Genomic DNA, 26224 nt, shown 5'->3' with positions numbered 1-26224 from the left:
GTAACCATGTCAAAGGAATGCAAAGGGACGGTGGCCCAGGTACAGGGCCCCGTCATTGACGTACAGTTCCCCCAGGGGGAGCTCCCCTCCATCCAGGACGCCCTGTGGCTGGAGGCCGGCGGCCAGCGCCGGGTCATGGAGGTGGCCCAGCACGTGGGCCGGGATACGGTGCGCTGCTTCATGCTCTCCCCCAGCGAGGGCATCGGCCGGGGGATGGAAGTCCGCTCCATGGGCGGCCCCATCTCCGTCCCCGTGGGTGAGAAGGTGCTGGGCCGCATGTTCAACGTGCTGGGGGACCCCATTGACGGCAAGGGGAATGTGGACGCCCAGGAGCGGTGGTCCATCCACCGCCAGCCCCCCAGCTTTGCCGACCAGCGCCCCGTGGTGGACCTGTTTGAGACGGGCATCAAGGTCATCGACCTGCTGGCCCCCTACGCCCGGGGCGGCAAGATCGGCCTGTTCGGCGGCGCCGGGGTGGGCAAGACGGTGCTCATCCAGGAGCTCATCCACAACATCGCCACCCAGCACGGCGGCTACTCCATCTTCACCGGCGTGGGGGAGCGCACCCGGGAGGGCAGCGACCTGTGGCGGGAGATGACAGAGTCCGGCGTCATCTCCAAGACCGCCCTGGTGTTCGGCCAGATGAACGAGTCCCCCGGGGCCCGCATGCGGGTGGCCCTCACCGGGCTGACCATGGCCGAGTACTTCCGGGACCAGGAGCACCAGGACGTGCTGCTGTTCATCGACAACATCTTCCGCTATGTCCAGGCGGGCAGCGAGGTGTCCGCCCTCATGGGCCGCATGCCCTCCGCCGTGGGCTATCAGCCCACCCTGGCCAACGAGATGGGCGCCCTCCAGGAGCGCATCACCTCCACCAAGAGCGGGGCCATCACCTCGGTGCAGGCGGTGTACGTCCCCGCCGACGACCTCACCGACCCCGCCCCCGCCACCACCTTCACCCACCTGGACGCCACCACCGTGCTGTCCCGGAAGATCGTGGAGCAGGGCATCTACCCCGCCGTGGACCCCCTGGAGTCCACCTCCCGGATTCTGGAGCCCGACGTGGTGGGGGAGCGCCACTACAAGATCGCCCGGGCGGTGCAGGAGCTCTTGCAGCGCTACCGGGAGCTCCAGGACATCATCGCCATCCTGGGCATGGAGGAGCTCAGCGAGGACGACAAGCAGGCGGTGGAGCGGGCCCGCCGGGTGCAGCAGTTCTTCTCCCAGCCCTTCTCCGTGGCTCAGACCTTCACCGGCCTGGAGGGCCGCTTCGTGAAGCTGGAGGACACCCTGCGCTCCTTCGAGGCCATCCTGGGGGGCGAATTGGACCACCTGCCCGAGGCCGCCTTCAGCATGACCGGCGATGTGGACGAGGTGCGCAAGAAGGCCCGGGACATGGGGGTGATCTAAGTGGCGGAAGCGGCACAGGCCCAGAGGGCCAAGAAGACCTTCCACCTGGAGATCGTCACCCCGGATAAGCAGTTCTTCATCGGGGAGGCGGAGGCCCTGGTCCTCCCCGCCCTGGATGGCTCCCTTGGCGTGGAGGCGGGCCATGAGCCCATCGCCACCGCCGTGGTCCCCGGGGAGCTGCGGTTCCGTCAGAGCGGGGAGTGGACTTACGCGGTGGTGGGCCAGGGGCTCACCGAGATCATGCCCGACCGGGTGATGGTCCTGGTGTCCGCCGCCGAGCGCCCCGAGGACATCGATCTGAAGCGGGCCGAGGCCGCCCGGGAGCGGGCGGAGGAGCGCCTCAAGCAGAAGCTGAGTATACGGGACTATTACAACTCCAAGGCCGCCCTGGCCCGGGCCATGGCCCGGCTGAAAGCGGCCCGGCGGAGAAATCCAAAATAAACAAAACAGCGGCGCGGAACAACAAGTTCCGCGCCGCTCAGTCTGTCGGAAAAGTCTGGGGACTTTTCCGACAGACTGCAAAAATGCCATTACTTTTGCGCCGCACAGCGGCGCAAAAGTCCGCGCTCCGCGTGCCGGAAGCCTTGCACAGCAAGGCTCCCGGGGCATTCGATCCCATTCGAGGCGGGCGGCTGCCCCCTCGAGCTCCCCCGCCCAGACTCAACCAGATTCTGTTCTACGTAGCTGTTGTGTTTATCGAGTTATCGAGATATCCGCTCCAGCTTGTCCAGCACCCCCTGGAACCAGTCGGGGAGGGGGCACTCCAGCTCCACCCGCTCCCCGGTCCTCGGATGCCGGAAAATCAGTCTTCGGGCGTGTAAACACTGGCCGGCCAGGCCGGGGTAGGGCTTTTTGCTGCCGTACACCGTGTCCCCCAGGAGGGGGTGGCCGATGGAGGCCAGATGGACCCGGATCTGGTGGGTGCGGCCGGTCTCCAGGCGGCACTCCACATGGGTGCAGCCCGAGTATCGGGCCAAAACCCTCCAGTGGGTCACCGCCGGCCGCCCGTTCCGGGGCTCCACGGCCATCTTCTTCCGGTCCACCGGGTGGCGGCCGATGGGGGCGTCCACCGTGCCCGAGTCCTCCCGGAAGCTGCCCACCGCCACCGCCTCGTACACCCGGGCCAGGGAGTGGTCCTGGAGCTGCTCCGCCAGGGCCAGGTGGGCCCTGTCGTTTTTCGCCGCGATGATGAGGCCGGAGGTGTCCCGGTCGATGCGGTGGACGATGCCCGGCCGCAGCTCCCCGTTGATTCCGGAGAGTGTATTGCCGCAGTGGTAGAGCAGGGCGTTGACCAGGGTCCCGTCCGGGTGGCCGGGGGCGGGGTGGACCACCATGCCCACCGGTTTGTTCACCACGATCACATCGCTGTCCTCGTACACCACGTCCAGAGGGATGTTCTGGGGGAGGACGTCCACCGGCTCCGGCTCCGGGAGGACCACCTCAACGACCTGCCCGGGGGCGGTCTTTTCGCTCTTTTTCAGGGGACGGCCTCCGCTGGTCACCGCCCCCTCCTCCAGCAGCCGCTGGGCGGCGGAGCGGGTGAGCCCCTCCACACTGCGGGCCAGAAAGGCGTCCAGCCGCTCGCCCCCCGCCTCCGGGGTGAGGATGAGGGGGGTCACGCCTGCTCCCCCTGGGCGGCGCCGGAATCCTTGGGCCTGCCCTCCAGCTTCTCATAGAAGAACAGGTAGTAGATCACCGCGGCGAAGCCCCCCACCACCACGCAGATGTCGGCCACGTTGAACACGGCGAACTCCATGAACAGCACGTGGAACATGTCCACCACATAGCCCTGGAGGGCCCGGTCGATGAGGTTGCCCACCGCCCCCGCCAGCAGCAGGGCCAGGGCCGTCCGGCCGAAGGGGTGGCGGAACAGGGGCTTCCACACCGCGATGGCCAGCAGCACCGACATCACCAGGGAGATGAGGGCGAGAATCCAGGTGTGGTCGGAGAACAGGGAGAAGGCGGCCCCGGTGTTCTGGACGTAGGTCAGGTCCAGAATGCAGGGCAGAAAGGGCACGTGCTCTCCCAGGGGGATATTCTGGACCACCAGATACTTCACCAGCTGGTCCAGGGCCACCAGAACGGCCGCAAGAATGGCATATAACATGGAACGGTCTCCTTTGTGTCCGTGGAAAATGTATGTTTTATTTTACCATGTCCCGCCGCCGGGAACAACGGGGAAATTTCATGGATTTTCATGTCTCCCTTCCCGCTCCCGTTGACAGCCGGCCTCCCCGCCTCTACAATGGGAGAAAAACGCCGATCATAGGAGGAGAGAGCCATGGACATCCAGGGCCTGCAAAAAATGACCCTGCTGGACTATCCCGGCAGGGTGGCGTGTACCGTGTTTCTGGGGGGGTGCGACCTGCGCTGTCCCTTCTGCCACAACGGGGGACTGGTGCTGGGGCCCATGCCGGCCGGGCTGGACAGCGAAGAATTGCTGGCCTTTCTGCGCAAGCGCCGGGGCCTGCTGGACGGGGTGTGCGTCACGGGCGGGGAGCCCCTGCTCCGACCGGACCTGCCGGAGCTGCTCTCCCAGATCAAAGAGCTGGGCTATCCGGTGAAGCTGGACACCAACGGCGGCCGCCCCGCCCGGCTGCGGGCCCTGGCGGAGCGGGGGCTGGTGGACTATGTGGCCATGGACGTGAAGAACAGTCCCGGGCGGTACGGGGAGACGGCGGGGACGCCCGGCCTGGACCTGGCCCCCTTCCGGGAGAGCGTGTCCTTTCTCCTCCAGGGGACGGTGGACTATGAATTCCGCACCACGGTGGTGCGGGAGTTCCACGACGCGGACAGTTTCCGGGCCATCGGCCCCTGGATCGCCGGGGCGAAGCGGTACTTCCTCCAGAGCTTTGTGGACCGGGACACGGTGCTCCAAGAGGGCCTCCACCCCTGGGACGGGGAGACGCTGGAGGGCTTCGCGGACCTGGTCCGCCCCTATGTGCAGCAGGTGGAGCTGCGGGGGGTGTAGCTCACAAAAACAGGGAGACGGCGCAGTACACCAGCAGCAGGGCCATGACCGTGTTCACCGCCCGGGCGTGCCGGGAGAACAGAAGGCGGAACACCGACCCGAAGGCCGCCCAGGCCAGGGTGAATACAAACCCGATGAAGGCCAGCAGCAGGGCAAAAAACAGCAATACAGCCGGCTGTCCGCCATAGTAGGGGAGGATGTAGGCCTCCATGGACATGACGCCGTAGAGGTAAATTTTGGGGTTGATGAACTGGAGGAGCAGGCCGGACCGGAACCCCTCCCGGGCGTGTGCCTCCTGGATCGCGCCGGAGCTGCGGAAGGTGCCCCAGGCCAGATAGAGCATATAGGCCGCCCCCAGCACCAGCATGGGCAGCCGGATGGCGGGGATCAGGGCGGACAGAGCAGTGCAGAACAGGGTGCACAGCGCCATCACAATGGTAAATCCCACCCAGATGCCCAGGTTGAAGGGCAGGGCCCGCCGGAAGCCCAGCCGGCCGGCGTTGGACATGGACATAATGTTGTTGGGACCCGGGGTAGCGGCGGTGATCACCGCGTAGGTGAGGAAGGAGTACCAGGGAAACATGTCGCTTGACCTCCTGTTCCGGGAATGATACAATATAGCAGATGAAAAATCCAATATCTCGGATTTCTTTTATATTGTACTCTTGTGATATTATATTGTCAATGGGAGGGACTGCATCTCTTGAATGTCAACGACGTCATCGCCCAAAACGTCCGGGCCGCCCGGGAGCGGAAGAAGCTGACCCTGGACGGGGCGGCGGAGCTCACCGGGGTGTCCCGGAGCATGCTGGCCCAGATTGAGAAGGGGGAGGTCAACCCCACCATCTCTGTGGTGTGGAAAATCGCCAACGGCTTCAAGGTCTCCTTCACCTCCCTGGTGGAGCCCCAGAGCGAGGGGGTGTCCGTCCTCCGGTGCGGCGCGCCTCTGGAGGAGGACGGGGGGCGCTACCGCAACTACCCCGCCTTTCCCTTTGACGAGCGGCGGCTGTTTGAGACCTACCGCATCGTCATCGAGCCCCAGGGGCATCTGGAGGCCCAGCCCCACATGCGTGGGACGGAGGAGTATATCACCGTCTTTCAGGGGACGGCGGAGATCGGCGCGGGGGAGGAGGTCCACCGCCTGAACGCCGGGGACTCCATCCGCTTCCCGGCGGACCAGCCCCACCGCTACGCCAACGCCGGGGAGGAGCCGGTCCAGCTGAGTATGCTCATCTACTACGATCCCGTGTGACAAAACGGGGACAGGTCCATGACCTGTCCCCGTCAGCTTGTCGAAAAACCTCTGTTCAGACGAATCCGCCCGAGTGTTGGCGGGGGAGCTCGAGGGGGCGGCAGCCCGCCTCGAGTGGGATCGAATGCCCTGAATGCCTTGCATGGCAAGGCGTTCAGCGAGCGCAGCGAGGACTTTTGCGCCGAACACCGGCGCAAAAGTAACGGCATTTTTGCAGGCTGTCGGAAAAGTCCTTGGCCTTTTCCGACAGCCTGCGGGGACAGGTCCATGACCTGTCCCCGTTTTTCTCGTTCTGAGGCCGTGTCCCGCCGGGCGCTACCCCGCCCGGGGCAGCCGGACGGTAAAGGTGCTCCCCTGGTCCTCCACGCTGTCCACCTGGATCTGGCCTCCGCACAGCTCCACGATCCGCTGGACGATGGACAGGCCCAGACCCAGTCCCCGCCCGCTGCCGTTGGGATTTCCCTGGTAATATTTGTCGAAGATATGGGCCCGGACCTCCTCCGACATGCCGATGCCGGTGTCGGCCACCGAGACCGTCAGCTCCTCCGGCCGGGCCTGGAGAGTGACGGTGATCTCCCCCCCCTCGGGGGTGTATTTTACCGCGTTGTTCAGCAGGTTGATCCACACATGGCGCATCAGCTCCTCATTGCCCGCGTACTCCGCCGGCTCCAGGTTGGCGGTGAAAGATATCCGCTTTTTCTCCCAGGCGGGGGAGAGGAGGATGGCGCACCGCTTGATCTGCTCGTCCAGAGAGTAGGGGCGCTTCTCCGCGATGCACTGCTGGGACTCCAGCTTGGTGAGCAGCAGGGTGCTGTTGGCCAGGTCGGCCAGGCGGGAGGACTCGTCCAGAATGATCTGGAGGTACTGCTCCCGCTCCTCGGGGGTGGTGTCCGGCTCCCGGAGCAGCTCGGCAAAGCCCTTGATGGCGGTGATGGGGGTCTTGAACTCGTGGGAGAAGTGGTTGATGAAGTCGGCGCGCAGAGTCTGGATGCTCTGGAGCTCCATGGACATCTTATTGAAATCCTCATAGGCGGGCTGAAGCGGGCCGCCCTCCTCCGGCTCCAGCCGCTGGGAGAAATCCCCGTCGGCCACCGCCCGCAGCCCCCGGGTCAGGCCGGAGACCATCTGGTTGAACCGGCGGCTGAACAGGGTGGCGGTAATGCCCACCACGCTGCCCATGATGACCAACATCCCCAGGGCCAGCACCGTGGAGGCCCGGAGCCAGTAAAAGCGGTTCACCAGGTGGAGCAGGGCAAAGGGGGCCACGGCGGCCAGAGTCACCACGATGGACTCCAGCGCCAGCCAGAATCCCAGCGTGCGGTTATGTCCCCGTTTTCTCTTGTTCATGCGCCTTCCTCCTTGGTGATTTCCGCCTTATACCCCAGGCCCTTGATGGTGACGATGCGGAACTCCGGGACGTCCCGCAGCTTGTTGCGCAGGCGGCTGATGTGGGTTTTCACTGTGTCCTCCCCGCTCTCCGAATCATAGCCCCAGACGCCGTCCAGCAGCTGATTGCGGGTGAAGATCTGTCCCGGGTAGGACAGCAGCTTGTAGAGCAGCTCAAACTCCTTCCTGGGCAGTTCCAGGATCTTCTCTTCCCGGCGCACTGTGTAGGTGCTGGAGTCCAGCACCACACGCCCTACCACGATTTTCTGCTCGCTGGCAATGTGGGCCCGGCGCAGAAGGGCGTCCAGGCGCCAGATAAGCTCCTCATAATTTACCGGCTTGGTCATGTAGTCGTCAATTCCCGAAGAAAACCCCTCCCGCTTGTCCTCGAAGGACTGCTTTGCGGTGAGGAGCAGGACTGGGATCTGATTGCCCCGCTCCCGCAGCGTTTTCACCAGGGTATAGCCGTCCATCCGGGGCATCATCACATCTGAAATGATCAGATCCACCATGCGGTGCTCCAACACCTCCAGAGCCTCCACCCCGTCCCGGGCGCAGACCATGGTAAACCGGTGTTTCAGCTTGGCGGTGGTGAGCAGCCGCATGGAGGCGTCGTCCTCCACCAGCAAAATAGTCGCCATGCCGCTCCTCCTTTCTCCCGGCCAGGGCGGCGCATTCAAATCCCTTCTGGGCAAATTTCCCGGGCCGGAGTTATTGTATACAGGCAACGTCGTGAGTATTATACCGCCGCAAACGCTCCCCCGTCAAAGGAGCGTATCTCTTTTGATTCAGAATAGCCTCGCCGGGTAAACCCAGCGTAAACTTCCCTGCCGCCGCCCTCTGTAATCTTCCCCAAAATCAGAGGCCGAGCGCCGGAAAATTCCAGCGTTCTCTCCGAATCGGGGCGGGGGGTCAGTTTACATTCAGTTTACCTTCCCAGGCTATGATACTGACGATTGAAAATCTGCATGCGGAAGCATGCGTTGATGGAGGAATCTTCCATGAAACGAAGTATCGCCCTGCTGCTGGCCGTTCTGACGCTGACCGGCACGCTGACCCTCCCCGCGCTGGCCGCCGGGCCGGATGGGGAGGAAGGGGCCGCCCAAGGGGCGGCCCAGGAGGAGACATCCGCCCAGGAGGGCGGAGCCGGACAGGAGACGTCCCAGCCGGAGCCCGACCCGGATGGGACGGTGAGCTGGGCCAACCTGGACAGCCGTATCCGGGAGGGCAGCCTGAGCGCTCTGATTCTGTCCGAGAGCATTACCAGTCTGGAGAACCTGGATTACGACCAGATGTATGAAAATCTGCGCAAGCAGATCAACAGCATCGCCACCGCCCAGTGGTACATCACCATGATGGGCGGAGATTCCAGCTCCCTGGACCAGGCGTACGACTCCCTGCGGGACACCTTTGAGGATCTGAAGGACGGGGTGACGCAGGAGGACAACGCCGACCTGATCTGGCAGCTGGAGGACACGGTGAACCAGGTGGTGGCCGGCGGCGAGACGGTGTACCTCACCCTGCTGGATCTGGAGCAGCAGGCGGAGGACGGACAGCGGGGTCTGGAGACCATCGACCGCAATCTGGAGCAGCTGCGCCTGCGGCAGCAGCTGGGGCAGGTGTCCCGGCAGACGGTGGCGGAACTGGAGCAGACCCGCTCCCAGACGGCCAGCCAGCTCTCCGTGCTGGACGCCAGCATCCGGCAGCTGAAGCGGCAGCTGGAGACCATGCTGGGCGTGACCCCCACCGGTGAAATCGCGCTGGCCCCCCTGCCCCAGATGGATGAGTCCCAGTGGGAGAACCGGGACTACGAGGCGGATCTGGCCGCCGCCAAAGCGGCCAGCTGGACCCTCCGGGACGCCCAGAACACCCTGGACGACGCCAAGGAGACCTGGGACGACGCGCAGAAGGATTACCGGGGCCCGGACGAGGGGTATCTGCTCCAGATGGCGGAGCACACCTGGAACGCGGCTCAGCTCACCTACAATTCCACTGTGGAGACCTTTGAGACCTCCTTCCGCACCCTGTACGACGCGCTGGCCACCAGCGAAGTGACTCTGGCCAGCGCGCAGTCCGCTCTGGCCTGGCAGCAGACCCTGCTGAGCACCGCCGAGCAGAAGTATGCGCTGGGGCTGAGTTCTCAGTCCGCGGTGCTGGACGCCCAGGACGATGTAGCCTCCGCCCAGTCCACTTTGGACAGCGCCTGGCGGGACCTGTTCTCCGCCCGGAACAGCTACCGCTGGGCGGTGGAATACGGCTTGATCCAAGGCTCCTGACGGAACATAGAAAGGATGGAACATAACTTGATGAATCGAACGATTTCCGCTCTGCTGTGCTGCGCTCTGACGCTGGCCCTGGCCGGCTGTCGGGAGCAGGTGGAGGAGCCCCTCCTGGACACCGCGGTGACCGTGGAGACCGCCGCCGCCCAGACGGGGGACCTGAGCACCCAGAGCACTTACATCGGGACCATCTCCGCCGAGGGAACCGCCAGCGTGGTGGCCCTGGTGTCCGGCAACGTGGAGCAGGTGGCCGTCTCCGTGGGCGACGCCGTCTCCGCCGGAGATTTCCTGTGCCGCATCGACGACGAGAGCGCCCGCCTGAGCCTCCAGAACGCCCAGGCGGCGGTCAACAGCGCCCAGGAGAGCTACAACAGCGCTCTGGCCAATTACGGCGGGGCGAACCTGCCCGTGCTTCAGGAGCAGCTGCGGCTGGCCCAGGACAACTATGACGACACCCAGGCCCTGATGGAGATCGGCGCCGCCTCTCAGGCGGAGGTGGACCAGGCCTATCAGGCCCTTCTGTCCGCCCAGGCCGGGCTGGACGCCGCCCGGGCTTCCCTGAATTCCGCTCAGGCGGGCATTCAGTCCGCTCAGGTGGGGGTGGAGTCGGCCCAGTACCAGCTCTCCCTCTACAACCTGACCTCCCCCATCTCCGGAGTGGTGGAGGCGGTAAACGTCACCGAGAACAATTTTACCGCCTCAGGCACCGCCGCCTTTGTCATCTCCAACGGCAGCAACAAGACGGTCACCTTTTATGTCACCGACTCGGTGCGCCAGACCCTCACCCCCGGTCAGGCGGTGACCGTCAATTACAACGGCCAGACCTATGAGGGGGCCGTCACCGAGATCGGCGGCGTGGTGGACGCCCAGGTGGGTCAGTTCCAGGTAAAGGCCGTCATCGACGGGGCCCAGGACCTGCCCGACGGACTGTCGGTAGAGCTGACCACCACCGCCCACCGGACCGCCGGCGCCGTGCTGGTCCCCAGCGACGCCATGTTTTTTGAGGACGGCGTGGCCTACGTGTATGTGGTCCAGGACGGAAAGGCCGTCCGCACCGATGTGACCATCGGTTTGTACACCGCCGACCAGATCGCGGTCACCGCCGGACTGACCCCGGGGAATGAAGTGATCACCACCTGGTCCTCCAGCCTGCGGGACGGCGTGGACGTGCGTCTGGCCAGCGAGACAGAGGCGTCCTCCGGCCAGGCTCCCGCCGGGGACGGCAGCAGCTCCGCCCCCGCCCAGAACAGCGGCGCGGCCTCCTCTACGGAGACAGCCGGCACAGAGGCGGAGGGATAATACGGAATGAAGTTTATTCAATTGGTCCTGCGCCGCCCCATGTCCGTTATCATGCTGATTTTGGGCGTGGTGGTATTCGGCACGGCCTCCCTGACCCAGATGCCTCTGGAATACATGCCGGACATGGAGATGCCCATGGAACTGGTGATGGTCACCTGGCCCGGGGCGGACGCGGACAGCGTGGACCGTCTGCTCACCCAGCCCCTGGAGGACGAGTGCGAGTCCCTGTCCGATCTGGACAGCATCAACTCCTACTCCTCGGAAAACTATACCATGCTTCAGCTGACCTACAACTATGGCACGGATATGAACGAAGCTTACTCCGATTTAAAGAGCACCATCGACAACCTGATGCCCTCCCTCCCGGACGAGTGTCAGGACCCCTTGATCATGGAGATCAGCGCCGACGCGCTGGGCACCATGATGATTTCCGCCACCGCGCCCCAGGGCATTGACGTGGCCGACTATCTGGACAGCGATGTGGTACCCGCCCTGGAGAACATCGGCGGCGTGGCCCAGGTGGAGCTGTCCGGCGCACAGGACGAGTATCTGCGCATCGTACTGGACGAGGCGGCCATGCGGCAGTACGGCCTGTCCATCTCCACGGTGGGGTCCGCCATCGCGGCGGCCGACTTCGACATGCCGGTGGGCAGCGTCTCCCTGGGCTCTCAGGACATCGCCCTGGGGGTGTACGGCAATGTGGAGATCAATCCCAGCTTCCGGGATCTCCCCATCCAGACCCCCTCCGGCCAGACCGTCAAGCTGGACGACATCTGCACCTTCTTCAACCTCTATGAGGAGGAGGCCAGCACAGTCAGCCGTTACAATGGCGGAGAGAGCGTCATGCTCACCGTCACCAAGCAGAACTCCGCCTCCACCATGGAGGTGTGCAACGCCGTCCAGGACGTGCTGGACCAGTACAGCGTGGACGGGGTGAGCTTCCAGATCACATACAGCGAGGGCGAGAGCATCATGGAGACCATGGGCGAGATCCTCAACACCCTCATCACCGGCGTCATCCTCACCATGATCGTCCTGTTCATCTTCTTCGGCGACCTGAAGGCCAGTCTGATCGTCGGTATCAGCATGCCCCTGTCTATCCTGCTGGCGGTCATCCTGCTGAATTTCGCCGGCTATAATATCGACCTGATGACGGGCTCGGCCCTCATCATCGCCATCGGTATGATCGTGGATAACTCCATCGTAATCCTCGAAAGCTGCATGCGCGCCAAGGAGGATGGCCTGGAGCCCAAGGAGGCCGCCGCCGTGGGCACCAGCACCATGCTCATGTCCATTCTGGCGGGCACGCTCACCACCGTGGTGGTGTACATCCCCATGGCCATGGCCGGCGGCCTGGTGGGCATGATGACCGCCCCTCTGAGCTGGACCATCTTCCTGACCCTGATCTGTTCCTTCCTGTCCGCCGTGGTGGTGGTTCCCCTGGCCTTTGTGTGGCTCAAGCCCCGTTCCAAAGAGGAGCTCATCACCAACCGCATCCTGGGCCGCTTCAAAAACTTTTACCGCCGGACCCTGCCCCGGCTGCTGCGCCACCCCGGCCGGGTGGTGTCGGTGGGCGCGGTCTGTTTTGTGGCCGCCATTCTGCTCATGAGCCAGATGGAGTTTGTGCTGATGGCCAGCAATTACGACGGCAGCATCATGGTGGACGTCTCCTTCCGCTCAGGCACCAAGGTGGAAGTCATGAATGAGCGCATCCAGACCCTGGAGGACGCCCTTCTTTCGGACGAGAACTTTGAGAGCGTCACCTTAAGCATCTCGGGGGACTCCGCCTCCTTCACCGCCTATGCGGTGGACAACTGCGGCCGTTCCAGCGAGGCGGCGGTAGAGGAGTACACCAACCGCTTCGGCAATGTCCCGGATATGGACGTGTCCGTTTCCCCCAGCGGCGCCATGGACATGAGCGCCATGATGAGCAGCAACAGCAAGGACGTGGTCCTTCTGGGGGATAACCTGGACTCCCTGCGGGAGGCCGCCGGGCAGGTGGAGGGAGTCATGACCCAGGTCCCCGGCGTTATCCGCATCGAAAACCCCTTCGACTCCAGCCAGTCCAAGGGCCGGATTGTCATTGACTCCCAGAAGGCCCTTGCCATGGGCACCTCCGAGTCGGCGGTGGCCATGCAGATCTATTATCTGCTGGACGGTCTCACCGCCACCACGGTGGACTATGGAGACACGGAGTACGACGTGATTCTGGAGTACCCTGAGGGGAAATACGACGACATCACGACCCTGATGGACTACCCCATCACTACCCAGACCGGCCAGCAGGTCACCCTGCGGGACATCTCCACCGTGGAGTACATCACCACCCTGCCCACGATTACCCGGCAGGACGGCCAGTACAGCGTCACCCTTACCGCCACCACCACCGACACAGCCAAATACAGCGCCCCGGAGGCCATCGACGCTCAGGTGGCCGGGCTGACCCTTCCCACAGACGTGACGGTGGGCGTCGGCATGATGGACCAGAGCACCGCCGACGGCCTGTCGAGTATGACCACCGCCATTCTGGCGGGCGCCTTCCTGGTGTTCCTGGTGATGGCCATCCAGTTCAACTCCCCCCGTCTGTCCATCATGGTCATGATGTGTATCCCCCTGAGCCTGATCGGCTCTGTGGGACTGGTGTTCCTGACCGGCCGCCCCATGAGCATTGTGGGCCTGATGGGCTTCCTGATGCTCATCGGCACAGCGGTGAACAACGGCATCTATCTGGTGGACGGCACCAACCAGCTGCGGCAGACCATGCCTCTGGGCGAGGCGCTGGTGGAGGCGGGCACCACCCGTCTGCGCCCCATTCTCATGACTACCCTCACCACGGTCATCTCCATGGTGCCCATGATGTTCTCCTCCGACAGCGGCATGAGCATGATGAAGGATATGGCTTATGTTATGGTGGGCGGCCTCATCGCATCCACCATCCTGGCCATGTTCCTGATGCCCGCCTTCTACCTGCTCATCCGGCGGGAGAATCTGGACGGCACCAAAAAGGGGCGCAGGCACAAGCAGCAGAAGATCGAGGCCGGCTCCGCCCAGTCCTGACGGGCTGTTCCGGTTCCTTTCCCCAAAATTAAAACGCGCCCGCGCTGGTCATTCAAAGCCAGTGCGGGCGCGTTTTTTGTTTTTCGGGGGAGAGTTTCGCCGCCGGGGACGCATACCTGTGAGAGGAAGCAAAATTTCCGGCGCGCAAAATCTGAGTGGCGGTCCGCGTGTTCTCCCGGGCCACCGGGCCCCGGGTTTGCAAAAATTGCAGGCGCAACGTTTCCACAGCCGCGCCTACCTTTGCCGAGCCAACGCTCCCGGTCAATTCTGGCGGGAGCCCCAAGGGGCTCCCTGCGAAAGGGAGCCCCCTGGAAATCAATTCTATGGATGCCGTTTTGTGATCAAAATGCTCCCCAGCCCTCTCCAGCGCGCCGCGCCGGAGAGGACGGGGAGCAGACAGCTCTTATCTGCCAAAATATTCCACGATCTCCTTCATGCGGTCCGACTGGGCCACATGGAAGGGACAGCGGCGGTCGCAGTGGCCGCAGGAGACGCAGTCGGAGGCGTGCTTGGTCAGCTTCCCATAGTGGTCCGCCGCCATGGCGTCGCCGATCTTTGCCAGATCGTAATACTTGTTGATGAGGCCGATGTTCAGCCCCGCCGGGCAGGGGGCGCAGTGGTTGCAGTACACGCAGGTTCCGGTGACGTCCTTGGGAGTGAAGGTCCCCAGGACGGAGTAGTCCCGCTCCTCCGGGGAGGCGTCCAGCCATGCCAGGGCCTCCTTCATGTCCTCCAGGTTCCGGATGCCGGGCAGCACCGTCAGTACCCCCGGCTTGTCCAGGGCGTACTGGAGACACTGGACCTTGGTGAGAGCCCTGCCGAAGGGGGAGGTCTGAGCGCTGAGCAGCTGTCCGGCGGAGTAGGGCTTCATGACGGAGATGCCGATCCCCTCCGCCTCACAGCGCTGGTAGAGCTTCATCCGCTCCGAGGCGCTGCCGATGGCGAACTCCCCGTGCTGGTAGTCGTAGGCCGGGTTGATGGAGAACATCAGCTGCTCCACCAGGCCGGTGTCCAGGATCTTCTGGATCAGCTCCGGCGTGTGGGAGCTCAGGCCGATGTGCCGCACCACGCCGGACTTCTTCATCTCCAGCAGGTAGTCCAGCACGCCGTTTTTCTGGTATGCCCTCCAGTCCCGCTCCTCGTCCAGGCAGTGGATCATGCCGAAGTCGATGTAGTCGGTCCTCAGCTCCTTCAGCTGCCAGTCCACCTGGCGCTTGATGGTGTCCAGGTTCGTGGTCCAGCCGTACTCCCCGCTCTCATAGTTGGCGCCGAAGTGGATCTGATAGAACAGCTCCCTCCGCACGGAGCCGAGGGCCGCCCCCACATAGGGGAAGGTCCCGGCTCCGGCGGTGGCGAAATCCAGGTAGTTGACCCCGTGCTCATAGGCGTAGGTCAGCGCGGCTGCCGCCTCCTGTTCCGTGGTATCAAAAATGGGGCCGGTGCCGATGCCAACGACACCGATCTTGTCCCCGGTCTTGGGGTGAATTCTGTATTCCATCGAACTTCTCCATTCTCTGTTTTCATAGACGGCGGCCCAGCTCATAGGCCAGCTTGGGGTAGCGGGACCGCTTTGTCATGGACAGGGTCCCGCAGCCCCTGCCCAGCACCGCGCCCTGATCGTCCAGATCCAGATAGCGCACCAGGGTGCGGTAGTGTGCCTCCAGGGCCTCAAAGGTCCAGCTGTCCGCGTTCCAGGCGGCACAGAGCAGGGCGGACTTCATGTGCTTCCGGGTGATGCTGCTGTTGATGGCGCAGAACCGGTCCACCAGGATCTTCAGCTGGGCGGACATCCCGTAGTAGTAGAGGGGGGTCACAAATACCAGCATGTCCCCATCCAGGATCTGCCGGCGGAACTGCTCCATGCCGTCCTTCTGGACGCAGGGGCCCTCGTACCCGCAGCGGACGCAGCCGGTGCAGGGGTGGAGATCGGCGTGGGCCGCGTCGATAATTTCCACCGTGTGGCCCGCCTCCCTGGCCCCGCGGATGAATTCCTCCGCCAGGAAATTGGAGGAGCCATGCCGGTTGGGGCTGCCCTCCAGAACAAGAATCTTCATTTGAACTGCCTCCTCATGCTTGTGCGCGGCTTCTTATAAAAAGGCCCGCAGCAGATTGCCCACAAAGGACTTGGTCAGCTCGTAGATAGAGCAGTGGGTGTACTCCACATGGGCCGCCTCCATGGCCGCCAGCTGCTTCTCCGTGTGGGAGGTGTAGGGGTAGACGCCGAACAGGAAGGGGAAAAAGGCGTAGAGGAAGGTTTGGATCTCCTCCGCGGTCAGATGGGGAAACGCCTCCTCCAGACAGCGGGAGACCGCCCGCAGCGCGCCGGCATAGGCCTGCTTGAAGGCCACCAGGTTTTCCAGCCGGCTGTTCCCCTCCATGTCATAGAGGTTCATGCTCATCAGCTTCAGCATACAGCCCCGCTTTTCCAGCGTGCGGGCCATCCCATCCGCAAACTCCCCGGCGGACAGCGGCCCGTCCCGCCGGGCCAGCTCCTCCAGATCCGCGGCCCACCGCTCATGCTCCCGCTGGAGCAGGGCCAGAAAGATCTCCTCCTTGGTCTGAAAGTAGTTGTAAATGGAGGTGCGGGTGAAGGAGGTTTTGGCCCCGATGTCCCGGATGGTGATGTCCCGGAATCCCATGGTCTCATAGAGGGCGGCACAGGCGTCGATGATCTCTTCCTTTCTGGCGTGGGTCAGTTCTTCCGATCCCTTGGGCATGGCCGCCTCACCGCCCCAGAACGGACTTGGCCCAGGCCGCCGCGCCGCTGTTTACCAGCCTGCCCCGCTTCCAGTTCCCCTTGGGGCAGTGCTCCTCCAGACTCTTCTCGGCCCTGCCGATGCCGCTGCCTCCGGAGGTGGCAAAGGGGATCAGGGTCTTGCCGGAAAAGTCGCAGCTCTCCAGGAAAGTGTCCACGACCCGGGGTTCCACAGCCCACCAGATAGGAAAGCCCACGAATACCGTGTCATACTGCTCCATGTGCTCCGCCGGCTCCGCGATGGCGGGGCGGCAGGCCGGGTCGTTCATCTCCCTGGTGCTGCGGCTCTTCTTGTCCATCCAGTTCAGGTCGGCGTCCGTGTAGGGCTCCGCCGGGCGGATCTCATACAGGTCGGCGTCCACTGCCTGGGCGATCTCCTTCGCCGCCCGGGCGGTCACGCCGCTGGCGGAAAAATAGGCAACCAAAGTTTTGCTCATGTTCTTTTGCTCCCTTCCTGCGTTACAGCTCGATCAGTTCGTACTCCCGGGAACCGAAGCCCAGGTCAGCCGCGGCCTCGATGGTGTGGATGCCGTTGCGGGTGTTCACCCGCTCCATAAAGTGCTCCTTGCCGGGGTCGTCGGAGTTTACCACCAGGTCAATACAGGCCTGGTCGATGGCCACCGGGTCCAGAGAGGCCAGGATGCCGATGTCCTTCATGCAGGGGTCCTCCGCCACCGCGCAGCAGTCGCAGTCCACGGACAGATTCTTCATCACGTTGATGAAGGCGATCTTCCCCTGAAAATGCTCTACCACGCTGGAGGCGGCGTCGGCCATGGCCTCCGGGAAGACCACGGGGCTGGCGTGCTGCTGCCAGGTCTTGAAGCGGTCGTCGGTCTTGCCGGCGGAGTGGATCAGGGCCTTGCCCCTGGCGCTGGCACAGCCGATGGCCAGCTGCTTCAGAGCCCCGCCGTAGCCGCCCATGGGGTGCCCCTTGAAGTGGGCCAGCACCAGCATGGAGTCGTAGTTCATGATGTTTTTCCCCAGATGATTCTCCTTGAGGATTTTTCCGTTGGGGATGGGCCAGACCACGTCCGGCCCATCGGCGTCCATCAGGTCCACATCAAAATATTTGGTCCAGCCGTGCTCCTCCAGGAGCTTGCGGTGTGCCTCAGTGTGGTCACGCACGCCGGCAGTGGCGTCGCCGTAGGCGGTATTGCACTCCACCACGGTGCCGTGGACCTCCTCCACCATGGGCCGCCAGAACTCCGGGCGCAGAAAATTCTGGTTGCCCTTCTCCCCGGAGTGGACCTTCACCGCCACCTTGCCGGGCAGCTGCACTCCCAGGGCGTGGTACAGCTCAACAACTTTTTCCGGGGTGATCTCCCGGGTGAAATAGACCTTTGAGTTCATAGAAAAACCTCCCTTTGCAGACCGTGCGGTGATTGTTTCACAGTTCTGACACAATGTCAGTATCTGTACTATATCACTCTTCTGACACTATGTCAATATAGTTTCGAATTTTCCTCACTCGGAAAAACGCCTCCATCCGGCCGGGTACCCGAACCGTGTTTTTCCCACCATACCACGTTGATTTCCCCGCAATCCACAGAGGATTGCTGCGTCAAACCGCCACAGTCCGCGCCGGGAGCGGAGACGGACCGCTGCGGTTCTGAATTGTGAAATCCGGTCCTTTATGGTAAAATCAAGGGGAAAGCCGGGGTTCTGCAAGGAGGTTATTGTTATGAAGCGCAGTGAGATCAACGCCGCTCTGAGAGAGATGGAGCAGATGGTGCGGGAGTACCGCTTTGCCCTGCCCCCCTTCTGCGGATTCACGCCGGATGAGTGGGCGGAGAAGGGGCACGACTACGACGAGATCCGGGACAACATGCTGGGGTGGGACATCACCGACTATGGGATGGGGGATTTTGACAAGATGGGGTTCTCCCTCATCACCCTCCGCAACGGAAATCTGAAGCTGGACCAGTACACCAAGACCTATGCGGAAAAGCTCCTCTACATCAAGGAGGGGCAGTACTCCCCCATGCACTTCCACTGGTCCAAGATGGAGGACATCATCAACCGGGGCGGCGGGAACGTGCTCATCCGGGTATATCACTCCACCCCCGACGAGGATTTAGACCGGGAGAGGGAGGTCCATGTCCATGTGGACGGCCGGGAGATGGTGGTCCCTGCGGGGACCCAGGTGCGGCTGACCCCGGGGGAGAGCATCACCATCTGTCCCTACCTCTACCACGACTTTACCGTGGAGCCCGGCTCCGGCCCGGTGCTGCTGGGCGAGGTGAGCCAGTGCAACGACGACAACACGGACAACCGCTTTTATGAGCAGCTGGGCCGCTTCCCGACCATCGAGGAGGACGAGCCCCCCTACCGCCTGCTGTGCAGCGAGTACCCGGCGGCCAGGTAGTAAACGCAGGTCTGTGGAAAATCTTTGACAAATGCTGCGGGGCAGGATAGAATGTCCTGTACTCTGCATGTCAGAACCAACCAGAAGGAGTGAAACGCTTGAAACACAGAACATGGAAACGAATCGCCGCCCTGGCGCTGTCCCTGTCCCTGGCGCTGGGCTGCGCCGCCTGTTCTAACGGGGCGGGCAGCTCTGCGTCCGGCGGCGTGTCCGCCTCGGGCAGCGCCCCCGCGGAGAGCGCCAGCCAGGCGGAGGGCCAGATCGTCCTCACCGACCAGGCGGGCCGGGAGGTGGTTCTGGAGGGACCGGCCCAGTCCATCGTCAGCTGCTACTACATCTCCACCTATGCGGCCATCGCCCTGGGGGCGGAGGACCGGGTGGCGGGCCTGGAGAAGAAGGCGGACACCCGGCCCATCTACCAGATGGCCGCCCCGGAGCTGCTGGAGAAGCCCCAGGTGGGCACCATGAAGGAGCTGGATGTGGAGGCCACCGCCGCCCTGGAGCCGGAACTGGTCATCATGCCCCAGGCCCTGGCGGACTACGCCGGCACCCTCACCCAGCTGGGCATCCCCGTGCTGGTGGTCAACCCCGAGAGCCACGAGGCTCTGGTGGAGATGCTCCAGCTCATGGGGACCGCCCTTGGACTGGAGGACCGGGCCGAGGCCCTCGCCAGCTACTACCAGGAGCAGCTGGACCGGATGGCGGAGCTGACCCAGGACGCCGGGGCCCCCGTGGTCTACATGGGCAGCAACTCCTCCTTCCTGGCCACCGCCCCCGCCTCCATGTACCAGAGCACCCTCATCCGGCAGGCCGGCGGCGTCAACGCCGGGGACAGCCTGGAGGGGGACTACTGGACGGAGGTCTCCTATGAGGACGTGCTGGCCATGGCGCCCCAGGTCGTCGTACTCCCCGCCGGGGCGGAGTACACCGTCCAGGACGTGGTGGAGGACCCCCAGCTCTCCGCCCTGCCCGCCGTGCAGGACGGCGCGGTCTATCAGATGCCCGGCGGCATCGAGGAGTGGGACTCCCCCGTGCCCTCCGGGATTTTGGGCGCCATGTGGATGACCAGCGTCCTCCACCCCGACGTATATTCCTTTGAGGAGTTCACGGCCGACGCCCAGGACTTCTATCAGACCTTCTACGGCTTTTCCGTAGACGCCTCGCTGATCACCAAGTGAGTTTCGGTTTCATGGGAAAGGGGAAAGCGCCATGAAGAAGCGTGGACGGGACTGGGCCGCCGCCGCGGCCTGCCTTCTCCTGGCGGGGGGGCTGGGGACCGTCTCCCTCTTTGTGGGCAGCTTTCCCCTCTCTCTGTCTCAGATCGGCTCCATCCTCACCGGGGGAATGGAGGGGACCCTGGAGGCCCAGGTGTTCTGGCAGCTGCGGTTCCCCAGGATGTGCATGGGGCTGCTGGCGGGCTGGGCCCTGGGGCTGGCGGGGGGCGTGTACCAGACGGTGTTCCGCAACCCGCTGGCCTCCCCCGACCTGACCGGGGTGGCCTCGGGGGCCTCCCTGGGGGCGGCCTGCGCCATCGTGCTGGGGGCCGGGACCCGGCTGGAGATCATGGGGGGCTCCTTCCTCATGGGGATGGCCGCCCTGGCCCTGGTGCTCCTGCTGGTGGGGGCGGCCCGGCTGGAGCGCACCGGCAGCTACATCCTGGCGGGGGTCATCGTCTCCTCCCTGGCGGAGGCGGGGCTCATGACCCTGAAGGTGATGGCCGACCCGGAGCGGGAGCTGGCCGCCATCGAGGTGTGGACCATGGGCAGCCTCTCCGCCATGACGGCGGACAAGCTGCCCCTCCCGGCGGCGGCGGTGGTCCTGTGCACCGTCGCCCTGCTCCTGCTGCGCCGCCCCATTCTGATGCTCTCCCTGGGGGATGAGCAGGCCCGGAGCCTGGGGCTGGACCCGGTGTTCTGGCGGGGGGTGCTGCTGACCCTCACCACCCTGATGGTGGCGGCGGTGGTGTCCGTTCTGGGGGCGGTGGCCTTTGTGGGGCTGATCGCCCCCCACATCGCCCGGCTGCTGCTGGGCCGGCGGGGCGGCCCCTACCTGCCCCTGTGCGGGCTGGTGGGGGGCGCGGTGCTGCTGTGCGCCGACCTGCCCGCCCGGGTCTACACCCTCCCCCTGAGTATTTTTACCGTGCTGCTGGCGGTGCCGGTGCTGGCCGCCCTGCTGTGGCGGCGAAAGGAGGGGGCCTATGGGGACGATGCTTGAGGTGCGGAACCTGTGGGCCGGATATACCGATTTTGTGGTCCGGGACCTTTCCTTCGCGGTGGCCGGAGGGGAGCTGGTGGGCATTCTGGGCCGGAACGGCAGCGGAAAGTCCACACTGCTCCGGGGGCTGACCTGCGGCCTCCGGCGGCGTCGGGGACAGGTCCTGGTCCGGGGGGAGGACTGCGCCGCCCTGTCCCCACGGCAGCGGGCCCGGCGGATGGCCCTGCTGCCCCAGCACACCCCGTCCTCCCCCGGCCTGCGGGTGGAGGAGGTGCTGGAGCTGGGCCGCTACCCCTGGGAGGGCCCGCTGCGCCCGCCGGGCAGCCAGACCCGGGAGCTGGTGCGCCGGGCGGCGGAGCAGTTCGGCATTGAGGGCCTTTTGTACCGGGACTGCGCCGCCCTCAGCCAGGGCCAGCGGCAGCTGGTCCAGCTGGCCCGGGTGGCGGTGCAGGGGGCCCCGGTGCTGCTGCTGGACGAGCCCAACAGCGCCCTGGACTTTCCCAACACCCACCAGTTTTTCCGCACCCTGACCGGTCTTCTGGCGGGCGGGGAGCGGTGCGCCCTGGTGGTGCTCCACGACCCGGCGCTGGCCCTGCGCTGGTGCGGCCGCCTGCTGCTGCTGGAGGAGGGGCGGCTGGTTGGGGAGCTGCGCCCCGGGGAGACCGGGCTCCATGCGGTGCAGAGCGCCCTGGGCCGCCTCTATCCGGGGCTCCAGGTCCGACAGGACCGGGAGAGCGGGCGGCTCTTCTGCGCCATGGAGTAGGCGGCAGAACTTACAAAACGATTGAGACAAGCGACAAGCAGGGAGGAAATGCTGTGCTGACGATCCAAAATTACGTCAGAGCCGGGAGCCTGGAGGAGGCCTACGCGCTCTGTCAGAAGAAAAACAATGTGGTCCTGGGCGGCATGCTTTGGCTGAAGATGCAGCGAAACCGTGTGGACACCGCCATCGACCTGTCCGGCCTGGGGCTGGACCAGATCGAGGAGACCGATTCCGAGTACCGGCTGGGGGCCATGGTGACCCTGCGGCAGCTGGAGCTCCACCCCGGCCTGGACCGGCTGACCCAGGGGGCCATGGCCGAGAGCGTGCGCCACATCGTGGGGGTGCAGTTCCGGAACCTGGCCACGGTGGGGGGGAGCGTCTTCGGCCGCTTCGGCTTCTCCGACGTGCTCACCCTGCTGCTGGCCCTGGAGGCCCGGGTGGTCCTCTACCGCGGGGGGGAGCAGTCCCTGGCGGACTTCGCCGCCGCCCCCCGGCAGCGGGACATCCTCACCCATGTGATCATCCCCAAGGGGGAGCGGCGGGTGGTCTATCTGTCCCAGCGGAACACCGCCACCGACTTCCCCGTCCTCACCTGCGCCCTGTCCCGGCGGGAGGGGCGGACGCTGTGCGCCGTGGGGGCCCGGCCCGGGCGGGCGGAGCCCTTTGAGGACGGGCAGGGGCTCCTGGCCGGGGGGATCACCCCGGAGGGGGCCCAGGCCTTTGCCCGGGAGGCGGCGGGGCGCTTCCGGTTTGGGAGCAACCTCCGGGGCAGCGCCCAATACCGCCAGGAGATCTGCCAGGTGCTGGTCCGCCGGGGCCTGCTGGCCATGGAGGGGGAGTAAACAATGGAGATCAAACTGACCTTGAACGGCCGGGCGGTGACCGCCTCGGTCCAGGCGGACACCCTGCTGCTGGATTTTCTCCGGAGCCAGGGCTGCCTGAGCGTAAAGCGGGGGTGTGAGACGGCCAACTGCGGGCTGTGCACGGTGCTGCTGGATGAAAAGCCCGTCCTGTCCTGCTCGGTGCTGGCCGCCCGGGCGGACGGCCATGCCGTCCACACCCTGGAGGGCCTTCAGGAGGAGGCGGCCGATTTCGCCGCCTTCATCGCCGGCCAGGGGGCGGAGCAGTGCGGCTTCTGCAACCCGGGCTTTGTGATGAACACGGTGGCCCTGCTGCGGGAGAACCCCGACCCCACCGACGACGAGATCCGGGCCTATCTGGCGGGCAACCTGTGCCGCTGCTCCGGGTACGAGGGGCAGCTGCGGGGCATCCGGGCCTACCTGGAACACAAGAGACAGGGATGAGGAGGGACGACATGGAAGGGAAGACATACCAAAGCGTGGGCCAGCCGGTGCGCAAGAAGGACGCCATGGCCCTTCTGCTGGGCAAGCCGGCCTATGTGGACGACGTGACCCCCAGGGACTGCCTGGTGGTCAAGGTGCTGCGCAGCCCCCACGCCCACGCCCTCATTGAGGAGATCGACACAACCGCCGCCATGAAGGTCCCCGGCGTCGCGGCCATCTTCACCTACCGGGATGTGCCCCAGAAGCGGTTCACCATGGCGGGGCAGACCTACCCGGAGCCCTCCCCCTACGACCGGCTGATCCTGGACCAGCGGGTGCGCTTTGTGGGGGACGCGGCGGCCATCGTGGCCGGGGAGACCGAGCAGGCGGTGGACCGGGCCCTGAAGCTGATCCGGGTGCGCTACCAGGTGCTGGAGGCCGTCCTGGACCCCCACGAGGCCCTGGACAGCCCCATCCTCGTCCACCCCGAGGACAGCTGGCGCTCCCTGTGCCCGGTGGGGGCGGATAACCGGCGCAACCTGTGCGCCAGCGAGACCTGCTCCGACGGCGACGTGGACCAGGTCCTGGCCGGCTGCCCCTGTGTGGTGGACCGGGTGTACCACACCAAGGCCTGCAACCAGGCCATGATGGAGACCTTCCGCACCTACACGGAGATGGACCCCTACGGCCGGCTCCATGTGGTGTCCTCCACTCAGATCGTCTTCCACGTGCGGCGCATCCTGGCCAACGCCCTGGACATCCCCAAGTCCAAGATCCACGTGGAGAAGCCCCGCATCGGCGGCGGCTTCGGGGCCAAGCAGACGGTGGTGGCCGAGGTATACCCCGCCCTGGTCACCTGGAAGACCGGCCGCCCCGCCAAGATGATCTACTCCCGGGAGGAGAGCCAGATCGCCGCCTCCCCCCGCCACGAGATGGAGGTCCATGTGCGCCTGGGGGCCACCCAGGATGGCGTCATCCGGGCCCTGGACGTGTACACCCTGTCCAACACGGGGGCCTACGGGGAGCACGGCCCCACCACCGTGGGCCTGTCCGGACACAAGTCCATCCCCCTGTACACCGGGAACCTGGAGGCATTCCGCTTCGCCTACGACGTGGTGTACACCAACCGGCAGTCCGCCGGGGCCTACCGGGGCTACGGGGCCACCCAGGGCATCTTCGCCGTGGAGTCGGCGGTGAACGAGCTGGCCGACCGGCTGGGTATGGACCCGGTGGCCCTCCGGGAGAAGAACATGGTCCGGGAGGGGCAGATCATGCCCGCCTACTACAACGAGCCCGCCAGCGCCTGCGCCCTGGACAAGTGCATGGAGCGGTGCAAGGAGCTCTTCGGCTGGGAGGAGAAGTTCCCCGTCCGGGACATGGGCAACGGGAAGGTGCGGGCCGCCGGCGTGGCCATGGCCATGCAGGGCTCCGGAATCTCCGGGGTGGACGTGGGCTCGGCCACCATCAAGCTCAGCGACGAGGGGTTCTATAACCTGTCCATCGGCGCGGCGGACATGGGGACCGGGTGCGACACCATCCTGGCCCAGATCGCCGCCGAGTGCCTGGAGTGCAGCGTGGACAACATCGCAGTCTTCGGGGCGGACTCGGACGCCTCCCCCTACGACTCGGGCTCCTACGCCTCCTCCACCACCTACGTCACCGGAAAGGCGGTGGAGCAGGCCTGCGCCCAGCTGAAGGAGCAGATCTGCGCCGTTGCCGCCCAGATGCTGGACTGTCCCGCCGGGGAGCTGGAGTTCGCCGGGGACCGGGTGCGCCGGCTGGACGGCGGAGGAGAGGTCGCCCTGGCGGAGATCGCCGCCAAATCCATGTGCGGCAACCCCATCGCCGTCCAGGCCACCAGCTCCCACACCTCCCCGGTGTCTCCCCCGCCCTTTATGGTGGGCATGGCCCAGGTGGAGGTGGACAAGGAGACCGGCTCGGTGGAGGTGCTGGACTACGCGGCGGTGGTGGACTGCGGCACCCCCATCAACCCCAACCTGGCCCGGGTCCAGACCGAGGGCGGCATCGTCCAGGGCATCGGCATGGCCCTGTTTGAGGACGTCACCTACAACGAAAAGGGCCGCCTGCTGGAGAACTCCTTCCTCCAGTACAAGATTCCCACCCGGCTGGATATGGGCCATCTGAAGGTGGAGTTCGCCCCCAGCTATGAGCCCTCCGGCCCCTTCGGCGCCAAGTCCATCGGGGAGATCGTCATCAACACCCCCTCCCCCGCCATCGCCCAGGCGGTCTTCCGGGCCACCGGCGTGTGGCACCGGGAGCTGCCTATCACCCCGGAGAAGGTGCTGATGGGCATGAAGGACCGTGGTTAAGCACCTCATCTACCTGGCGGCGGGGAGCGGCCGCCGGTTCGGCGGCAACAAGCTGCTCTACCCCCTGGAGGGGCGGCCCCTGTTTTCCTACGGACTGGAGACCCTGTGCCGGGCCGTGGAGCTGCGGCCCGAGTGTGAGCTCACGGTGGTCTCCCGCTACCCCCAGATCCTGGAGGCCGCCCGGGCGGCCGGGGGGCGGGCGGTGGACAGCCCCCAAAGCACGCGGGGCATCTCCCACACCATCCGGGCCGCCCTGGCCGCCCTGCCGCCCGTAAGCGGGGAGGACTTTCTCTTCTTCGCGGTGGCCGACCAGCCCTGGCTGGAGGCGGACACCCTCCTGCGGCTGGTGGACGCGGCCCGGCCCGGCGTGCCGGGGGGCACCGCCGCCTTTGGGGAGCGGGTGGGCAGTCCCACCTTTTTCTCCGGGGCGCTGCTCCCAGAGCTGTACGCCCTCACCGGCGACCAGGGGGGACGGCCCATCCTGCGGGAACTGGGGCCGGCCTGCGTCAAGGTCCAGGCGGGCTCCCTCCGGGAGCTGGAGGACCTGGATACCCCGCCGGAGCGGGGAGAAACTTTTGGGGGCACAAGGTGATCAAACTATGCCCGCCCAAGGACAGGGCGGGGCAGAGAGAGGCAAAAGAGGCCGTCCGCAGCGCGGACGGCCTGAAAAAATGCCGTTACTTTCCCGCCGCAGCGCGGCGGAAAAGTCCTCGCTGCGCTCACTGAACGCCTTGCCAAGCAAGGCATTCACGGCATTCGATCCCACTCGAGGCGGGCTGCCGCCCCCTCGAGCTCCCCCGCCAACACTCGGGCGGATTCGTCTGAACAGAGGTTTTTCGACAAGCTGAGAGGCCGTCCGC

General features: G+C 65.2%; 25 protein-coding genes. 15 read left to right on the top strand and 10 right to left on the bottom strand.

Going from position 1 to position 26224, the window contains the following annotated elements; translation table 11 throughout:
- Positions 1-6 precede the first annotated feature (6 nt).
- Entirely contained in the window at positions 7-1410 is a 1404-nt protein-coding gene (gene atpD, locus B5F19_RS11785; protein ID WP_087290690.1) for a F0F1 ATP synthase subunit beta, read from the top strand.
- Positions 1411-1851 carry an ATP synthase F1 subunit epsilon gene (atpC, locus tag B5F19_RS11780; RefSeq protein ID WP_087290688.1) on the top strand — a complete coding sequence of 147 codons (441 nt, stop codon included), beginning with the start codon at positions 1411-1413 and terminating at the stop codon, positions 1849-1851.
- Between the two features lie 260 nt (positions 1852-2111).
- On the opposite strand, the gene B5F19_RS11775 is transcribed toward atpC, so the two are convergent.
- Positions 2112-3029, bottom strand: coding sequence for an RluA family pseudouridine synthase (locus tag B5F19_RS11775; protein ID WP_087290686.1), 918 nt, complete (start codon positions 3027-3029; stop codon positions 2112-2114).
- Positions 3026-3517, bottom strand: coding sequence for a signal peptidase II (gene lspA / locus B5F19_RS11770; protein ID WP_087290685.1), 492 nt, complete (start codon positions 3515-3517; stop codon positions 3026-3028). The genes B5F19_RS11775 and lspA overlap by 4 nt, the downstream gene beginning before the upstream one ends.
- Before the next feature lie 174 nt (positions 3518-3691).
- On the opposite strand from lspA, the gene B5F19_RS11765 reads away from it, so the two are divergent.
- On the top strand, positions 3692-4381 hold the full coding sequence (locus tag B5F19_RS11765) for an anaerobic ribonucleoside-triphosphate reductase activating protein (protein ID WP_087290683.1): 690 nt from the start codon (positions 3692-3694) through the stop codon (positions 4379-4381).
- Between the two features lies 1 nt (position 4382).
- Here the strand turns inward: B5F19_RS11765 and B5F19_RS11760 are convergent, their stop codons facing one another.
- Positions 4383-4964, bottom strand: a complete 582-nt coding sequence (locus tag B5F19_RS11760; RefSeq protein WP_087290681.1) for a LysE family transporter — start codon at positions 4962-4964, stop codon at positions 4383-4385.
- A gap of 120 nt (positions 4965-5084) precedes the next feature.
- Between B5F19_RS11760 and B5F19_RS11755 the strand changes: the two genes are divergently transcribed.
- A complete protein-coding gene (locus B5F19_RS11755; protein ID WP_242972800.1) occupies positions 5085-5633 on the top strand; it encodes an XRE family transcriptional regulator in 549 nt (182 codons plus the stop codon).
- A 315-nt stretch (positions 5634-5948) separates the two neighbouring features.
- On the opposite strand, the gene B5F19_RS11750 is transcribed toward B5F19_RS11755, so the two are convergent.
- Positions 5949-6980 carry a HAMP domain-containing sensor histidine kinase gene (locus B5F19_RS11750; protein ID WP_087290679.1) on the bottom strand — a complete coding sequence of 344 codons (1032 nt, stop codon included), beginning with the start codon at positions 6978-6980 and terminating at the stop codon, positions 5949-5951.
- A complete protein-coding gene (locus B5F19_RS11745) occupies positions 6977-7660 on the bottom strand; it encodes a response regulator transcription factor (protein ID WP_087290677.1) in 684 nt (227 codons plus the stop codon). The genes B5F19_RS11750 and B5F19_RS11745 overlap by 4 nt, the downstream gene beginning before the upstream one ends.
- Positions 7661-8020: 360 nt before the next feature.
- On the opposite strand from B5F19_RS11745, the gene B5F19_RS11735 reads away from it, so the two are divergent.
- From B5F19_RS11735 to B5F19_RS11725, 3 genes are read left to right on the top strand one after another with little or no spacing between them, the layout of a single operon-like run.
- Positions 8021-9295 carry a TolC family protein gene (locus B5F19_RS11735; RefSeq protein WP_140394226.1) on the top strand — a complete coding sequence of 425 codons (1275 nt, stop codon included), beginning with the start codon at positions 8021-8023 and terminating at the stop codon, positions 9293-9295.
- 30 nt (positions 9296-9325) lie between these two features.
- Positions 9326-10597, top strand: coding sequence for an efflux RND transporter periplasmic adaptor subunit (locus tag B5F19_RS11730; RefSeq protein ID WP_162612570.1), 1272 nt, complete (start codon positions 9326-9328; stop codon positions 10595-10597).
- A 6-nt stretch (positions 10598-10603) separates the two neighbouring features.
- Entirely contained in the window at positions 10604-13654 is a 3051-nt protein-coding gene (locus B5F19_RS11725) for an efflux RND transporter permease subunit (RefSeq protein WP_087290669.1), read from the top strand.
- Positions 13655-14057: 403 nt separating this feature from the next.
- Here B5F19_RS11725 and B5F19_RS11720 read toward each other — a convergent pair whose 3' ends face one another.
- From B5F19_RS11720 to B5F19_RS11700, 5 genes are read right to left on the bottom strand one after another with little or no spacing between them, the layout of a single operon-like run.
- The gene (locus B5F19_RS11720) at positions 14058-15152 is read right to left on the bottom strand and encodes an aldo/keto reductase (RefSeq protein WP_087290667.1); all 1095 of its coding nucleotides are present in this window, start codon (positions 15150-15152) and stop codon (positions 14058-14060) included.
- A gap of 22 nt (positions 15153-15174) precedes the next feature.
- Positions 15175-15708, bottom strand: a complete 534-nt coding sequence (locus B5F19_RS11715) for a flavodoxin family protein (RefSeq protein WP_087290665.1) — start codon at positions 15706-15708, stop codon at positions 15175-15177.
- A gap of 33 nt (positions 15709-15741) precedes the next feature.
- Positions 15742-16371 carry a TetR family transcriptional regulator gene (locus B5F19_RS11710; protein ID WP_087290663.1) on the bottom strand — a complete coding sequence of 210 codons (630 nt, stop codon included), beginning with the start codon at positions 16369-16371 and terminating at the stop codon, positions 15742-15744.
- Between the two features lie 7 nt (positions 16372-16378).
- Positions 16379-16846: a flavodoxin gene (locus tag B5F19_RS11705; RefSeq protein WP_087290661.1), complete on the bottom strand. Its 468-nt coding sequence runs from the start codon at positions 16844-16846 to the stop codon at positions 16379-16381.
- A gap of 22 nt (positions 16847-16868) precedes the next feature.
- Positions 16869-17759, bottom strand: coding sequence for a DUF362 domain-containing protein (locus tag B5F19_RS11700; protein ID WP_087290659.1), 891 nt, complete (start codon positions 17757-17759; stop codon positions 16869-16871).
- Between the two features lie 331 nt (positions 17760-18090).
- Between B5F19_RS11700 and B5F19_RS11695 the strand changes: the two genes are divergently transcribed.
- The 8 genes from B5F19_RS11695 to B5F19_RS11660 all read left to right on the top strand — a co-directional run bounded on the left by B5F19_RS11695 (position 18091) and on the right by B5F19_RS11660 (position 25956).
- Positions 18091-18774 (top strand): D-lyxose/D-mannose family sugar isomerase, encoded by a 684-nt coding sequence (locus B5F19_RS11695; RefSeq protein WP_087290657.1) that lies wholly within the window; start codon positions 18091-18093, stop codon positions 18772-18774.
- A gap of 98 nt (positions 18775-18872) precedes the next feature.
- Positions 18873-19952, top strand: coding sequence for an ABC transporter substrate-binding protein (locus B5F19_RS11690; RefSeq protein WP_242972799.1), 1080 nt, complete (start codon positions 18873-18875; stop codon positions 19950-19952).
- A gap of 31 nt (positions 19953-19983) precedes the next feature.
- Positions 19984-20988 (top strand): iron ABC transporter permease, encoded by a 1005-nt coding sequence (locus B5F19_RS11685; RefSeq protein ID WP_087290655.1) that lies wholly within the window; start codon positions 19984-19986, stop codon positions 20986-20988.
- Positions 20972-21751, top strand: coding sequence for an ABC transporter ATP-binding protein (locus B5F19_RS11680; RefSeq protein WP_087290653.1), 780 nt, complete (start codon positions 20972-20974; stop codon positions 21749-21751). The genes B5F19_RS11685 and B5F19_RS11680 overlap by 17 nt, the downstream gene beginning before the upstream one ends.
- 53 nt (positions 21752-21804) lie before the next feature.
- Positions 21805-22593: an FAD binding domain-containing protein gene (locus B5F19_RS11675; protein WP_087290651.1), complete on the top strand. Its 789-nt coding sequence runs from the start codon at positions 21805-21807 to the stop codon at positions 22591-22593.
- A gap of 3 nt (positions 22594-22596) precedes the next feature.
- A complete protein-coding gene (locus B5F19_RS11670) occupies positions 22597-23055 on the top strand; it encodes a (2Fe-2S)-binding protein (protein ID WP_087290649.1) in 459 nt (152 codons plus the stop codon).
- A gap of 11 nt (positions 23056-23066) precedes the next feature.
- The gene (locus tag B5F19_RS11665) at positions 23067-25364 is read left to right on the top strand and encodes a molybdopterin cofactor-binding domain-containing protein (protein ID WP_087290647.1); all 2298 of its coding nucleotides are present in this window, start codon (positions 23067-23069) and stop codon (positions 25362-25364) included.
- Positions 25357-25956, top strand: a complete 600-nt coding sequence (locus tag B5F19_RS11660; protein ID WP_087290645.1) for a nucleotidyltransferase family protein — start codon at positions 25357-25359, stop codon at positions 25954-25956. The genes B5F19_RS11665 and B5F19_RS11660 overlap by 8 nt, the downstream gene beginning before the upstream one ends.
- Positions 25957-26224 lie beyond the last annotated feature (268 nt).

It is taken from the genome of Pseudoflavonifractor sp. An184, from assembly GCF_002160305.1.
GTDB lineage: Bacteria > Bacillota > Clostridia > Oscillospirales > Oscillospiraceae > Lawsonibacter > Lawsonibacter pullicola.
The sequence above is the reverse complement of the archived record's forward strand: the minus strand, read 5'-3'. Positions and strand labels throughout refer to the sequence as shown.